This is a genomic window from Streptomyces sp. DvalAA-14, assembly GCF_900091855.1.
Classification (GTDB): domain Bacteria; phylum Actinomycetota; class Actinomycetes; order Streptomycetales; family Streptomycetaceae; genus Actinacidiphila.
Genome location: NZ_FMCH01000476.1, coordinates 59,936 through 74,473 on the forward strand (window position 1 = coordinate 59,936; position 14,538 = coordinate 74,473).

The 14,538-nt window shown below is 73.6% G+C and carries 9 protein-coding genes; 4 read left to right on the forward strand and 5 right to left on the reverse strand.

Annotated elements, in window-relative coordinates:
• Positions 1 to 471: 471 nt before the first annotated feature.
• From GA0115240_RS25120 to GA0115240_RS25135, 4 genes are all read right to left on the reverse strand, one after another.
• A complete protein-coding gene (locus GA0115240_RS25120; protein WP_141708957.1) occupies positions 472 to 1,596 on the reverse strand; it encodes a hypothetical protein in 1,125 nt (374 codons plus the stop codon).
• Between the two features lie 541 nt (positions 1,597 to 2,137).
• Complete coding sequence (locus tag GA0115240_RS25125) at positions 2,138 to 5,314, reverse strand: tetratricopeptide repeat protein (protein WP_093739908.1); 3,177 nt, start codon at positions 5,312 to 5,314, stop codon at positions 2,138 to 2,140.
• 1 nt (position 5,315) lies between these two features.
• Complete coding sequence (locus tag GA0115240_RS25130) at positions 5,316 to 7,178, reverse strand: HSP90 family protein (RefSeq protein ID WP_093739910.1); 1,863 nt, start codon at positions 7,176 to 7,178, stop codon at positions 5,316 to 5,318.
• A 147-nt stretch (positions 7,179 to 7,325) separates the two neighbouring features.
• Entirely contained in the window at positions 7,326 to 8,312 is a 987-nt protein-coding gene (locus GA0115240_RS25135) for a hypothetical protein (RefSeq protein ID WP_093739912.1), read from the reverse strand.
• A gap of 224 nt (positions 8,313 to 8,536) precedes the next feature.
• Here GA0115240_RS25135 and GA0115240_RS25140 point away from each other — a divergent pair, with 224 nt between their 5' ends.
• From GA0115240_RS25140 to GA0115240_RS25150, 3 genes are all read left to right on the forward strand, one after another.
• A complete protein-coding gene (locus tag GA0115240_RS25140; protein ID WP_093739914.1) occupies positions 8,537 to 9,010 on the forward strand; it encodes a hypothetical protein in 474 nt (157 codons plus the stop codon).
• 227 nt (positions 9,011 to 9,237) lie between these two features.
• Positions 9,238 to 9,564 (forward strand): YciI family protein, encoded by a 327-nt coding sequence (locus GA0115240_RS25145; RefSeq protein ID WP_093739916.1) that lies wholly within the window; start codon positions 9,238 to 9,240, stop codon positions 9,562 to 9,564.
• Complete coding sequence (locus GA0115240_RS25150) at positions 9,561 to 10,844, forward strand: RNA polymerase sigma factor (RefSeq protein WP_256069964.1); 1,284 nt, start codon at positions 9,561 to 9,563, stop codon at positions 10,842 to 10,844. The genes GA0115240_RS25145 and GA0115240_RS25150 overlap by 4 nt, the downstream gene beginning before the upstream one ends.
• A gap of 108 nt (positions 10,845 to 10,952) precedes the next feature.
• Here GA0115240_RS25150 and GA0115240_RS25155 read toward each other — a convergent pair whose 3' ends face one another.
• Positions 10,953 to 12,557, reverse strand: a complete 1,605-nt coding sequence (locus GA0115240_RS25155; RefSeq protein WP_093739918.1) for a cryptochrome/photolyase family protein — start codon at positions 12,555 to 12,557, stop codon at positions 10,953 to 10,955.
• A 400-nt stretch (positions 12,558 to 12,957) separates the two neighbouring features.
• On the opposite strand from GA0115240_RS25155, the gene GA0115240_RS25160 reads away from it, so the two are divergent.
• On the forward strand, positions 12,958 to 14,538 hold a 1,581-nt coding region (locus GA0115240_RS25160; RefSeq protein ID WP_161302437.1), incomplete at its 3' end, for an AAA family ATPase.

Sequence of the window (14,538 nt, forward strand, 5' to 3'; positions counted from 1 at the left end):
TGCCGATGGTGTCGTCGGACAGGAATGTCGTGCCGTGCTCACCTGTCGAACGGCATCAAGTGCCCGACTGCTTAAGGATGGTCGGGGCGGGTGTGGCGAATTCCTGGGCGTTGTCGGTCATCGAGCGGTTGGGCGGTTGGGGTCGGCTTCCGGGAGGAGTTGAACGACGCCCACCCAGGGGTACTCGTCTGTCTTGTGAAAGGCTCGGACTCTCCAGCGTCCGGCTGGCAATGGGACGGGAGCTTCATCCGGCTGTGACAACGTGCCGACGATCCCGCCGGGTCCGGAATGCGGCCCGGGGCGGCGCCCACCGGATGGGTCCGGCCTGCCCCTTGAGGTGAGCCGCTCGTTTTACGGGCGTACGGGCGGGATCTCACCGATGAGGGGTGGGCCCTGCGTCGCAAGCGGTATCGCACGCTGCTCGGACAAAGGATTCCTGGCGGCCAGCTGGCAAAGCGGTCAACTGCCCGGTCAAGGGTCACCGTTCCCAGCGGCGGATGCCGCACCGGCCGCGGTTCGTGCCGCCCGCGCTCGCGGGTGGGCGGGGCCGAAGTGCTCCTCCCACTGCGCGGCGGCGACCGCCATCTCCTCGGCGGAGGCGCGGATCGAGGCCAGCAGGGTACGGATTTCCAGCATGCCGAAGTGGTGCGGGCCGATTCGCGAGGCTGCCTCCGCGAGGGCCTGTTCGGCAGCTGTCTCCGCTTCGGCGCGGCGGGCGAGGCCGTGCAGGGCCACCGCGCGGAAGAGGAACCAGCCGATGCGGTAGGCGGGATCGGTCAGGGATGTCCGCTCGGTCCCCGGCAGCGCTTCGAACGCGGCAAGCGCCTCCGCGTGGCGGCCCTGTCCGTTGAGCGTGACGACCAGGTCGAGCCGCACATGGAGGATGCGGGGGTCGTAAACGCTGACCCGCGACAGGGTTGTATGGGCCAGGGCGGCACGCAACTGGCGCTCGGCCTCGGCGGGGCGCCCCAGCTCCGTCAGTGCGAAGGCCACCCGCTGGGCCGCTCCGGCGAAATGCTTGGCGCCGTCCGGGTCGTCGTCGGCCGCCTCCGTGGCGGTCGCCAGGATCTCCCGCGCGTCGTCGAGGGCCTCGTCCGCCCGGCCGAGGAGGATGAGCTGGTCGAGCCGGTCGCCACGGTGCGCCACTCGCTGCGCCGGCCTGACGCCCTCGGCGTCCGCCGCCGGCAGCATCGCCTCAATCTCAGCCAGCGCGTCGGCATGCCGTCCCCACCGGCTGAGGGCAGCGGCGATCATCCGCCCGGCCGCGAAGTGGCAAGCCACGTGTTCGGCCCCGGTGCGACCCTCGTAGGTCTCCTTCAGCTCCGATGCCGCGGCTGCCGCCTCCGCGAAACGGGCGGCGTCGAGCAGCGCTGCGATGAGCTTCACGCGCATCACAAAGGTGGCGGGGGACTCGGGGCCCACGAGGCGCCCGAAGTCGGAGGCGGCGCGGGCCAATTCCCGGACCGCTTCGTCGGACGGCCCCAGCTCCAGGAGCGCCTTGCCGTACAGGTGGCGGACCGCTGCGGTCTGCTCGGGGTCCGAGGCCGGGTCGGCTTCGAGGCTACGCAACACGCCGCCGAGACGCCGCGCCTCCACGTGGAGCGCAGCCTGTTTGCCGAAGGCACGCTCGGGCGCGGCTGCCGCTTCCCCCGTCCCCTGGTTCCCTCTGCGCAACGCTGACCACAAACCCATCGGTCCCCCCTAGGTGCCCCGACACGATCGTATCCGCCCCCTGCGGCGTGGCCTCCTGCCAGCTGAGCAGCTCGTCGCTGGCGGCTACTCCTCCCGGTCTCGCGGGCTTTCCTCCCGGCGAGAACCTGGCGTCTCGGCGGGGGGAAAGCGGCTGACCTCGACCCGCCCGCGACCCCCGCGAACAAGCGCGCCGCCCAAGTGCCTTCCGCTGGGCAATGTTCAGCCGTGTGACCGGTGAAGGCCGCTGGGTGGAGGCGAGCAGCCGGGCGAATCGCCAGTGGGCGCCCACCACCTGGCGTGGACCAGGCCATGCCAAGCCGCCGTACGGCACGGTGGCGGGACGGCTGGGGGTCGGAACGGTGGCGGCGGCCTGGGCTCGGGCGGCACCCCGGGGGGCGGCACCCCGCTGCGAGGTGCCGCCCTGCGGACGGTGGGCCGGGCCGGGCTATTTGTCGTCGCGCAGCCGTGCCGCCAGCGAGGTGAGCGGGGTGGCCTCCTTCGGGTGGCCCAGCGAGGTCAGGCGGGCGATTGCCGCGTCGAGGCGGGCGAGGGCGGGAGCGGTCCGTTTGAGGTAGAGGCCCTCGACGACGCCCGCCAGTCGGACGCTCTCGGCCCATTCCTCGACGCGGTCGTCCTCCGGCGCGGGCTCGCCGATCAGATCGAGGGCCTTGTCCAGCGCGGCCAAGGCGTCCTCGTACGCGCCGGCGTAGGCGTTGACCCGGCCGTGTTCGTAGGCCAGGGCGGTATCCAGGGAGCGGCCGCGGGCCTCGAAGCCGGCGGCGCGGGCCTCGTCGGCGATCCGGCCGGCGTCGGCGAGGAAGGCGAGGGCGTCGGTGAGACCGTCCGGGCCCTGCTGCTCGGCCTGGAGGCGGGCGAGTTCGCGCAGGGCGTTGCTGAGCTGTTCGTAGCGGGGTGCTCGCGCGTGGGCGGCGAGTGCCTGCTCCGCGGCCTGCCGGGCCGGCCCGAACTCGCCGGCCTCGCCGAGGAGTACCGCCGTCTCCGCGGCGATCATGGCGTGGCTTCCCGGGTCGTCGTCCCAGCCGGCCGACTCGGCGGCGAGGGCGACGAACTCCGCGGTGGCGGCCTTGAGATCCTCCCCCGCGTGCAGCGCGCGGGCGCGGGTCAGGCGCAGTTGGGCGAGGAGGCGGTCGTTCAACTCTCCAGCGACGGCGTCTGGTTCGGCCAGCAGGGAGTCGAGCAGGGCGATGCTGTCCTCCACACGGCCGAGGTCGAGACTGAGGGCGGCGGCGTTGCCGTAGGTGGTGAAGGCTTCGGCCCGCTGGTCCGCGCGCAGTTCCAGTTCCGCCGAGCGCGTCAGGTGGCGCAGCGCCTCGTCGGGTCGGCCAAGGTGCATGCACACCTCGGCGAGATCGCCCTGGAGGCGGGAGGTGTGCACGGCTTCGGCGGGCCAGTCGGCGGCCAGCCGCAGCGCCTCGGTCAGATCGTCGTGCGCGCCCTGGGCCTCACCCAGGCCGAGCCGGAGCCGGGCGCGCAGCCCGAGCGCGCGCGGGAGGTGCCAGGCGGGGCCGCGCTCCTTCAACTCGTCCAGCAGGCCGTCGACTTCCGTGTGAGCAGCGGGCAGGTCGCCGCGGATGGCCCAGGTCGTGGCGCGCAGGAAGCGGGCGCCGGAGATCTGGGTGACGACGCCGTGCCGGGTGGCGAATTCCCGGAGCAGGTCCGCCTCGGCGAGAACCGGCGCGGCGTGTTCCTCGTTCCCCGACGCCTGGAGCCGCAGACCCAGCGCGGTCGCCCGCAGCCGCAGCAGGCGCGCCTCCTGGTAGGGGGCGAGACCGGGCGTGTCCTCCTGCAGGCGGACCGCCGCGGCGTGGACACCGGTCAGCGCGGCGACCCTCGCCTCGACGGCTGCCGCCGGGCCCGTGCGGTCCGCCTTCTCCGCTTTTTCCGCCTTCTCCGCCTTCTCCGCCTTCTCGGCTCCGTTGGCTCCGTCGGCCCCGGCGGCTCGCTCCGCGGGCTCCGCAGGCGCTGCGGGTTGCCCCGCCTCGGCCGGCCCGGCCGCCTCCGCAGCGTCGGCCGCCTCCGCAGCGTCGGCCGGCTCCGCGGGCTCCGGCGGCTTCACCGGCTCCGTCACCTGCTCGGCCTCGGCGAGCAGGGCGTAGCCGCGGGCGAATGCGGCGTGGCCCGGCTCCCCGGCCTCGTCGTACAGATCCCCGGCCTGTGTGAACAGGGCGGCCGCGACTGCGTACTCCTCCTTCTCGTGGACCCGGCTCGCCTCGTCGGCCAGCAGGTCGGCGCGCAGCCGCACGAACGAGCCCACGGCCGGGTCGTCGGGGTGGGTGTAGTCCGGGGCGGCGACCAGGGCGCGCAGCCGAGCCCAGCAGGCGTTCGCGTCCGGGTGCGCCCGCTCGTCCAAGTCGCGTGCCTGCAGGATGAGTTCGGGCAGCGAATCGGAGACGGCGGCGGGCGTGCGGGGGACCGGAGCGCCGGCGGGGGCGCTGACCGGAGCACCGGCAGCTGCGTCGGCAGGTGCCGCCTGGGCCACGACGTCGAGGGTGCGGCTGCGCAGGGTGAGTTCCAGCGCGTCCAGCAGCGGGGCGCGGTCCAGGCGGGCCCGACGGCGGTCGGTGTGGGCCGTCGTTCCGTTGCGGGCGTCGAAGCGGGCGGCGAGATCATCGGCGCGGGCCCGCACCTCGGCCCGCAGCTCGGCCACCGACCAGACCCGGCCGGCGTATCCGGCGGCGGGCAGTTCGCCGTGACCGAGCAAGCCCACCCGCTGGAGCAGGACTTCGACGCCGGTGAGGAAGTCGAAGTTGGCGTGCGGCGACTCCACCTCGTCGAACAGGCCGCGGTTCTCGGCGAGCAGTTCCAGGCCGCGGGCCTCGTTGCCGGTCAGTGCGCAGAACTCCAGGTGCCGGCCCACCTCCCCGGACATCGAGGGACGGTGGCGGCACGCACGGTAGCCGGCCAGGTGCAGTTCGCGGGCCCGGTCGGTACGGCCGGTGCGCAGCAGGGGCAGCAGCGCGTAGGAGATGGACCGGGCCGGCTCCTCCTGGCAGGACGCGGTGCCGGTCAGGACCGGCTCCCAGGACTCCAGTGCCCGCTCGTCGTCGCCGCCCCGCAGGTGGTACAGGGCGCGATCGCATATCTCGCACGCCTCGCAGTCGCTGAGCGGTGTCCGGGTACGGGCCGCCCACAACTCGTAGGCCGGGGCGATGTCCTGGCCGACATGGGCGGCGAGCTGGAACGCCTGCCCGTAGTAGGGCTGGAGGCCGAGACCGGCCTTCTCGTACCGGGTGCGCATCTCCGTCAGCCACTGCTGGATGCTCGCCAGCGGCATCTCGGGCAGCTGCCGCAGGGCGTTGGCCACCCACTTGAAGCGCCAGAACAGCTCGTGCCGCAGCCGCTCGTCGAAGAGGTCGGGTTGCTCGTCGAAGAGGGCGAGCAGGCGGGCGAAGACGACGGGCGACTTGCGGGGTTCGGAGCCGTAGACGTAGGCGCTCTGGAGTTCCAGGAGGGTCCGGACGAGCGCTATGGGCTCGGCGAACTGCTCGGCTGCGTCGACGAGTTCCTCAGCTCCGACCGTGCGGGTGCGGCCGTAGGGGAGCTGCTGATTCGCCATGAGCGCCTGCTGGAGCTCGTCGATGGTCCGGGGTGCGGTCGGCATCTCAGCTGTCCTTGCGGAGGGCGTGGGCGAGAAGATCGAGGAAGGAGCGGTTGATCAGGCTCGACTCGGCGGGCCTGAGCGGGCGCCGGGAGAGCATCACGGCCTGGCCGTAGAGGGCTTCCGCGCTGGTGCGGGCCAGCTCGGGCTCGTCGATGGCAACGGCGGTGCGGACCAGCGGGTTGAGCTGGTTGAGGATCAGCTGGGCGCGTGGCGCCTCCTGGCGCAGCGAACCGAGGATGTCGCCCCACAGGCCGCCCTGCTGCTCGCGGGCGAGCTGGGAGCGGGTGCGCTCGTGGCGGGCCTCGCGGCTGTCGACGAGAAGAGCCGGGGCGGAGGCGGGGTGGAACGTGCGCAGCGCGACATCGCAGTCGAAGACGGCGAGGGCGTCACGGGCCCGGGCCAGGTAGGCCGCGGCGGCCAGTTCCGTCTCCCGGTCGACCGGGTCGAGGTGGGCGGTGAGGGTCTCGGGGTCGAGGTCGGCGACCGTCGTCCCCGGCCTGACCTCGGGCAGCCGGTGCACCAGTTCCCGGTCGTAGGTGTAGCCGCCGTTGACGACGCCGAGGCCGGCCGCCGAGGCGATCGCGGCGACCTGCCGGAACTCCTCCACGCTCGACGTGATCAGCACCGTGCGGTGGGTGCGCGCGAACTCGTCCAGCGTGGTGTGCCCGTCGGTCGTCTCGAAGGGCAGCCAGGGCAGCAGCATCCGCAGGATCTCGTCGTCGTGCACCGCGAGCGACTTCACGGCCAGGTGGTGCGCCTGGAGGAAGCGGGCCAGCAGGTCCGGGTCGCTGGCGGCGGCCCGGGAGATCCAGCCGCGCAGCCGCTCGGCGAGGGCGTCCCGGACGGCGGCGAGGGTGTCGTCCTCGTACAGCGACTCGCGCGAAGCCGTCGGGCGAAGACTCTCGGCGTCAACGACGCAGCGGACGAAGAACGCCCAGTCGGGCAGGATCTCCTCCGCCTGGTCCGACAGCAGCATGCCCTTGACGTGCACGCGATGGCCGTGGCGGCGCCCGGCCGGCACCGCCTCGGGCAGGATGCAAGCGATGCCCTTTAGGCCCACGGCCGGCAGGTCCAGCTCGATGGTGTCCAGCGGCGCGAAGCCGAAGATCTCCTCGCCGTACGCGGCGAGCGCGCGGGAACGGGCGCCCGGCGTGGGGTAGTTGGCCGCCCAGGGTGCCGGCTCCGGGTTGACGGGGGCGGCCGGACCGCCCTTGCCGTCGTCGAAGGTCACCGGGTGGCGCAGCAGGGAGCCGAAGTGCCTGGCCAGCGCGTGGACTTGCGCGGGCCGGGTCCACTCGCCCGCGTCGGCGCGCGGCGTCAGGGTGACGGTGGTGCCGGGCCGGGGGCGGGCGGAAACGGGCAGGATGCGGACGCTGTAGCTGCCGTCACCGCGGCCCCGCCATTCAACGGCGGGGGCGTCGGGGGTGCGGGCGGAGCGGCTCAGGACGTGGATCTCGTCGGCGACCAGGAAGCAGGAGAGCAGGCCGATGCCGAACTGGCCGATGAAGTCGGCGCGTTGCTCGGCGATGCGCTCGGCGCGCTTGCTGCTGCGGCCGATGGTGGCGAGGAAGGTGTGGACATCGTCCTCGGTGAGGCCGACCCCGTCGTCCTCGACGCGTATCACGGAGCCGTCGGCGTACAGGCGGATACCGAAGGCGCTGTCGAAGGTCCCGTCGAGAGCGGTCGGTGCGAGGTTCCGCCGGGCGGTGAGCGCGTCAACGGCGTTCTGCAGCAGCTCACGCAGGTAGACGCGGGGGCTGGAGTAGAGGTGGTGGGAGAGGAGATCGACGAGGCCGCGCAGATCCACCTGGAAGGTGCGGTCGGTGGCGGCGCCGGGGCGGTCGGCGTTGTCGTGCGGAGTCATGGGCAATCCGGGGTGGGAGGGCGGCGGGTGGCGGGGGCGGGCGGCCGGTGGACCGGCGGCGGACCGTCGGTGGCAGAGCGGCGGACGGCGCCGGAGCGGCCGAGGCAGTCGTTCGGCCGGGCCGTTCGGGGCCGGTCGGCGGTGCGCTCAGGCGCGGCTGCGGCGCGCGAACTGCTCTTCGGGCTGGGCGAAATAGGACCACGACGCCTTGGTGAAGGCGCCGTCGAGGGCCCGGAACACGCGCCGGGCCGTCTGGCGTTCGTCCGCCAGGGACAAGGCCATCGCGAAGAGGTTGAAGTCGTACTGCCATCCAGGGAAGCGCGTGTAGGCGGGGTGGAGAATGCTGTGCTCGGCCGCCGCCCGCAACTCGGCCTGGACGCGCGCGTTTTTGAGGCTGGCTCCCCGGTCGGACTCGACCCACTCCTCGATGTGCGCGAAGGCGATCACGCACCCGAGGCGGTGTCCCTGCGGGGCGCGGGCGAAGGCCTCCCGGGCGAAAGCCATGGCCTGACCGGGTTCGCCGCTCCACCGGGGCTGAAGGTTGGACACCCACTGGATATGGGTCGTCAGATCCAGCGGGTCCCGGCGCAGGGCCGCGTCACGCCGCGCTTCGTTGACGACGGGCCCCAGCGACATGCCGCGGCCGGAGGTGAGAAGGCGGCGCCACGGCGCGATCCACTCCGGCCGCAGCTCGGCGGCTTCGAGCAGCTGGTCCTCGGCGGCTTCGAGCCGCTCGCGGAAGAGCCGCCACTGCTCCCGCGAGACGTTCTTGGCATACGCGCCGGTGCGCGCCTCCCACGCCCAGATGACGTTGCGGGCGCCGGCTATCAGTTGGGCCGTCGCCCGGTACTCCGTGTCGCCGTCGGCGGCCGCCACGATCCAGTTCTGCATGCCGCTCAAGTCCGCCAGCTCGCTGAGGACATGATGGTCGCGGCCGAGGTCGAACGGAGTCAGCGCCGCCTTGAACGCCCCCCAGTCGTCCGCGCGCACCGCATCCGTCAGCGCGAGCAACCGCTTGTCGCCCAGCGCGCGCAGCGTGTACATCCCGTTCTTCTGCCTGCGTGGCACCGGAAGCGCGTGCGGATCCGCCTCCGGTCTCTCCGCGCCCCTCCCGGCGAACAACTTGCCGAACATGCCGCGCCCTCCCCTGGTCCCGCGTGATCGTCCGGTGCAGGATATGCGGTCCCCCTGACACCACCGCCAGGCTTTTCGCCGTCCGCGGTGCGCCGTCCGCGGTCCGCGGTCCGCCACCCCGGCTCGGCACGGGCGCGGGCGGACGGGGCTGGGCCCATCGGCTGTCGGACCCTGCGGCTAGCGTGTGGCACCAGGTGGGCGGTACGTCGGGAAGGGGGCTGGTCATGGGTGCCAGTGGGTGGGACTACGTCACTCCCTACAGAGGGAGCATCGAGGCGACGCTCGAAGCGTTGCACGACGAAGTGTTCCAGGAGATGTACGGCGACGGCGAGGAGTACGCGAGCCGTGCGGAACTCTACGAGGACGAGGAGTTCATGGGCGAGGAGGGCACCCATTCGGTTCTTGACGTGCGGTGGATCGTCGAGTCGGCCGAGCCCCCGCAGCCGACGGACTACTTCACCGTCCGCCCGCTGTCCGAGGCCCGGCTCCGCCATCACTTCGGTACGGATCGTCCGACCGTGCGGCAGTACGAAGACGCGATGGCGCGGGCGCACGAGGCCATGAGGACCAGGAATCGCCTGGACGCGGACACGTCTCTGCTGGCCGAAGACCGGATGCGCTGGACAGGGGTCCATGTGCTCCTGCACACCGACGGCCGACCGACCCATGTCGGCTTCTTCGGTTCTTCCGGCGACTGAGCCCCGCCGTTCGCCGGCCCCCGGCCAGGTCGGCCCCCACGTCGGCTCCCGGCCAGGTCGGCTCCGCCACGCCACGCCAAGCCGGGCGGGCTTCTTTCTCCGGGACGGTAGAAATCGGCCGGTCCCGTTCGTCGTACAGGCGAGCCGGCGAGCAGGCGAGCGGGCCGAAGAGACCGTCGCGATCAATCGAAGCGGCGGCGACGCCGGCCGTACGACGAGGAGGATCGATGAAGTATGTGCTGCTGATCTGCACGGAGGGACCGATCGAGGCGAGCGGGGCGGAACTCGACCCGACCGCGTGGGTGGAGGAGACCGGCCGCCGGGGTGTCCGGCTGTTCGGCAATCGGCTGCGTCCGGCGGAGGACGCCACCACCGTCCGGGTACGCGACGGCGAAGTGCTCCTCACCGACGGGCCGTTCGCCGAAACGAAGGAGCAGATGGGGGGCTTCGACGTGATCGAGTGCAGGGACCTGGACGAAGCGATCGAGGTCGCCTCGCGGCATCCCATGGCCCGCTTCGGCATGATCGAGGTGCGGCCGTTCTGGACGCAGTGACCGAGGCCGTCGCGACCACGTACGCCGAGGAGTGGGGCCGCATCGTCGCGGCCTTGATCCGTCTCACCGGCGACTGGGACCTGGCCGAGGAGTGCGTACAGGACGCCTTCGCACAGGCGCTGGAGCGCTGGCCCCGGGACGGCGTGCCGCGCCGTCCCGGGGCCTGGCTCACCACGACCGCGCGCAACCGGGCCCTCGACCGGCTCCGTCGTTCCACGACCGAGGCGGCCAAGCTGCGCGAGATGGCCCACGCGGCGGGCCACGACGCCTACCACGCTTCCTCCGAGGGCAGCACCGGGTCCATCGGCCCGCTCGGCACCGTCGGCCCCGACGGCAGCGCGGTGGCCGACGACCGGCTGCGGCTGATCTTCACCTGCTGCCACCCGGCCCTTCCGCTGCCGGCCCGGGTCGCGCTCACGCTCCGCACCCTCGCCGGGCTGAGCACCGCCGAGATCGCCCGCGCGTTCCTGGTCTCGGAACGCACCATGGGCCAGCGCCTCGTCCGCGCGAAGAACAAGATCCGCCACGCGGCCATCCCCTTCCGGGTGCCGCCGGACCACCTGCTGCCCGAACGCACCGCGGGCGTCCTCGCCGTGCTGTATCTGCTGTTCAACGAGGGCTACACGGCGACCGCCGGCTCCGACCTGCTGCGCACGGGCCTGACCGGCGAGGCGATCCGGCTGACCCGGATCCTGGCCGCCCTCATGCCGGACGAGCCGGAAGCCCGCGGGCTGCTCGCGCTCATGCTGCTGCACGACGCCCGCAGCGCGGCCCGTACCGATCCCGCCGGTGACCTGGTGCTGCTGGCGGAGCAGGACCGTTCGCGGTGGAACGACGACCGCGCCGCCGAGGGACTGGCCGTCCTCGACCACGCGCTGGGCCAGCGACGGCCCGGCGTCTACCAGATCCAGGCAGCCATCGCCGCCTGCCACGCCACCGCCCCCGAAGCGGCGGCGACCGACTGGCCGCAGATCGTCCTGCTCTACGGCGAACTGGCCCGGCTGGCCCCCGGTCCCGTCGTCGAGCTGAACCGGGCGGTCGCCGTGGCCATGGCCGACGGGCCGGACGCGGGGCTGGCCCTCCTCGACGCCCTGACCGGCACCGGCGCGCTCGCCGCCTACCACCTGCTGCCCGCCACCCGAGCCGACCTGCTGCGCCGTCTCGACCGGTGGGAGGAGGCCGCTGCCAGCTATCGCGAGGCCCTCGCCCTGGCCACCACGGACAGCGAACGGCGCTTCCTCACCCGCCGCCTGGAGCAGGCCCACTCCACGGCGGGATGACGGGCCCGGGCCGGGGAGCCCGTGGGCCGCGGCGGCCGGATGGCGTGCGCCGGTCCCGGCACCGTCCGGGTCCGAGCAGACGGACGCGGGCGGCCGGCGGGAAGCCGGTCAGGGCGCGGTGTCCTTCCGGTGGGGTGCCTGCGCGAGGAGTTCGGGCAGGTCGGCGAGTCGGTCGAGGCCGCGGACGGCCTGGGCGGTCCGGGGGTTGGCGGCCAGCCGGGCGCGGTGGCGGTGCAGGAAGGACCAGTAGCCGGCGGTGTACGGGCACGCGTGCTCGCCGACGCGCTCGGTGGGCCGGTAGGCGCACGGCCCGCACAGGTCGCTCATCTTGTTGATGTACGCCCCGCCGGAGGTGTACGGCTTGGTGGTCATCAGGCCGCCGTCGGCGTACTGCGACATGCCCAGCACGTTGGGCAGCATCACCCAGTCGTAGCCGTCGACGAAGCAGCGGTGGAACCAGTCGGTGACGGCGGCGGGATCCCAGCCGTCCTGGAGCGCCCGGCTGCCGAGCACCATGAGGCGGGGGATGTGGTGGACCCAGCCGGTGTCCCGGACCTGTGCCAGCACCGTGGACAGGCAGTTCGCGGTGACCGCCTCGGCGTCCAGGTCGAGGAACCAGCCCGGCAGCGGCTCGGTGTGGCCCAGCGTGTTGCGGCGCCGGTAGTCCTCGCCGAAATGCCAGTACAGCTGCCACACGTACTCGCGCCAGCCGGCCACCTGCCGGACGAAGCCCTCGACGCTGTTGAGCGGCGCGTCACCGGCGCGCCACGCCTTCTCGGCCCGCTGCACGCACTCGGCGGGGTGCAGCAGCCCCAGGTTCAGCGGGGCGGAGAGCTGGCTGTGGCTCATGACGGGGTCGGCCGCGAGCATGGCGTCCTCGTACGGGCCGAATTCCGGCAGCCGGTGGGTGACGAAGTTCCGCAGCGCGGCCAGCGCCTCCCGCCGGGTGGCCGGGAAGCGCCGCGGGCCGTCCCGCCCGACGAAGGACACCTCGCCCGCCCGCTCCCAGCGGTCGAGGTCGTGGCGGACCTCGTCGTCGATGGCGTCCTCGGACGGTTGCCACGGCGCGGCGACATCGAGGGCGGTCTTCCCGCGTGGGGGCGGCTCGCGATTGTCGTGGTCCAGATTCCACCGGCCGCCCGCCGGTTCGTCCCCGTCCATCAGCAGCTGGTGCTGCCGGCGCACCCAGCGGTAGAAGCTTTCCATCCGGAGGTGTTCGCCGTCGCCCTGTCCGGCGGCCCACTGCTCGAAGTCGTCGCGCGGCACCAGAAAGCCCTTCGCCGGCAGGACGTCCACGCCGTCGAGCGCGGCGACGAACTCCAGCGCGCGGCGCGAGGTGGGCCGGCAGACGGTCAGCCGGCTGCCGGCTCGCGTGCCCGTGCCCGTACCGCCGCCGCTGCCCGTATCCCCGCCCTTGGGTCCGCCGCCGCCCGGAGCCGAGCGGCTCGGGCGGCCGCGGCCGAGTGCCCGGTCCAGTCCCTCGGCGTACGTCTCGGCCCGGACGTACTGGACGCGGTCGCCGAGTTCCGCGGCGCGGTGCCGCATCGCCGACAGCACCAGGTGGGCCTTGGCACGGTGGAAGCGCCGGCGCCGCAGCACGGAACGCGCTTCGATCATGACGACGGGAGCGTCCGCGTCCGGTCCGTCGTGGCGGGAGCGGAGAAAATGCGGACCGAGTTGGTCTCCGAAAAGCCAGTGGGGCCGTGGCGCCATTCGGTTGTGGCTCCTTGCGCGGGGACAGGTCGGCGTCGGCGGCGAAACCGTCACCGTCACCGTCACCGTAGGCGAGTTCGGCGCCGGAACGGCGCATGGGCACGCGGGCAGGGCGGTACCCCTGAGATGCCCTTCAGGTGCCCGTGACCTGCCCGTGAGGTGCCCGTGAAAGGCGGCGGCCGCCGCCCGTCGTCACCGCCGGCCGCCCCGGGCCCGAGGCCCGCCCGTGACCATCTGTCACGGGCCTGGCCCGCACCGCCCGCCGAGGACCGGGTCCGCCGCCGGTCGGGCCGGTGCGTACGATGGCGTTCGAGGCGGCCCGGACATAAGGGGCCCCGGACAAAAGGGCCCCGGACACCGCCCGGCCCTGGTGGCACCGCCTCCCGGAAGGTGAGTTCTCATGGTCGACCGGCGGGCGGCAGAGCCCAGGCGGGCGGCACCCGGCCGCCCCGCGCCGGCGCCGCTGCGCGGGCGGGCCGCCGAGCTGGGCGGGGTGCTCGACGCGCTGCGATCGGCCCGGCAGGGGCAGCCCACGCTCGTCGTGGTCAGCGGCGAACCGGGCATCGGCAAAACGGCCCTGACCCACGTGGTGGCCGAGCAGGCCCAACGCGGTGGCTTCGCCGTTTCACGCTCCACCGCCTACGCGGCCGACCGGGTGACTCCCCTGGCCTCGCTCGGACCCGGCCTGCGCTCGGGCACCGACCCCCTCATCACCTCGGCGGACTTCATGGGGCTCGCCGAACTGCACGGGCAGCCGCTGTGGCTGGTGGAGCGCCTCGCGACGCTTCTGGAGCGGCGGGCCGAGCGGCATCCCCTGCTGCTGATGGTGGACGACGCGCAGTGGGTCGACCCGCTCACCGCCTTCGCGCTGCGGCTGCTGCCCGGCCGGCTGGCCGCCTCGCCCGTGGTGTGGCTGCTGGCCAGCCGGGAGGCGCACGGCGGGCCGGCCGACCAGATCGCCGAGGCCGCCGGGCGGGACGTACCGGTGGTCCGGGTCGGACTGACCGCGCTGACCGAGGACGCCGTGCTGGCGATGGCGGTCGACCGGCTCGGCCCCCGTCCCGATCCCGACGTCCTGCGCCGACTCGGCCGAACCGGTGGCAATCCCTTCCTCGCCGCCCAGCTGCTGGACGGCCTGCTGGCGCCGGACGCCGCCGACGGCACGGGCCCGAGCCTGCCGACCGGGCTGGTCGAAGGCGTGCGCCGCCGGATGGCGGGAGGGTCCAAGGAGTGCCGTGACCTGGTTCGGGCCGCCGCCGTCCTGGGGCCCAGGTGCGCCCTCACCGACATCGCCCACCTGCTCGGCAGCGGACCCGGCAGTCTGACGGACCCGCTGACGGAGAGTATCCAGGCCGGCCTGATCAGCGATGACGGGGACGGCCTGCGGTTCCGGCACGAACTGCTACGGGAAGCGGTCTACGAGGACATCCCGCCGTCCGGGCGGCGCGCCTGGCACCGGGCCATCACCGTGCACTTCCTCGCCTCCGGCCGCGGCCCCGCGGCGGTCGCGCCCCACGTGCTGGCGACCGCTGAACCCGGGGACAACACGGCGGTCGACCTGCTGCGCGAGGCCGCCCACGAAGTGGTGGCGACCATGGCCACCACCTCGGCGGTCTTCATCCGGCACGCGTTCGACCTCACGGCCGCGAACGACCCGCGGCGACCGCAGATCGGCGCCGAGGTCGTGGACGTCCTTGTCACCGCCCGGCAGTACACCGAGGCGGCGGCCTTCGCCGACGAGCTGCTGCCGCTGGCGACCGACCCCGATCAGGTGGCAGCCGTCCAGCTCGCCCTCATGCCGAGGCTCTGGGCCGCCGAGCGGTTCGCCGAGTTGGCGGCCCGGGCCGGCGACGCACGCGCCGTGGGAGCCGCGGCCGGGCCGACCGCCCGGCTGTCCGCGTACCAGGCCCTCGCCGGGACGTCGGCCGCCGCGGCGGACGCGGCGGTGGACGCGGCGCACCGGTCCGGGGACGCGACCGCG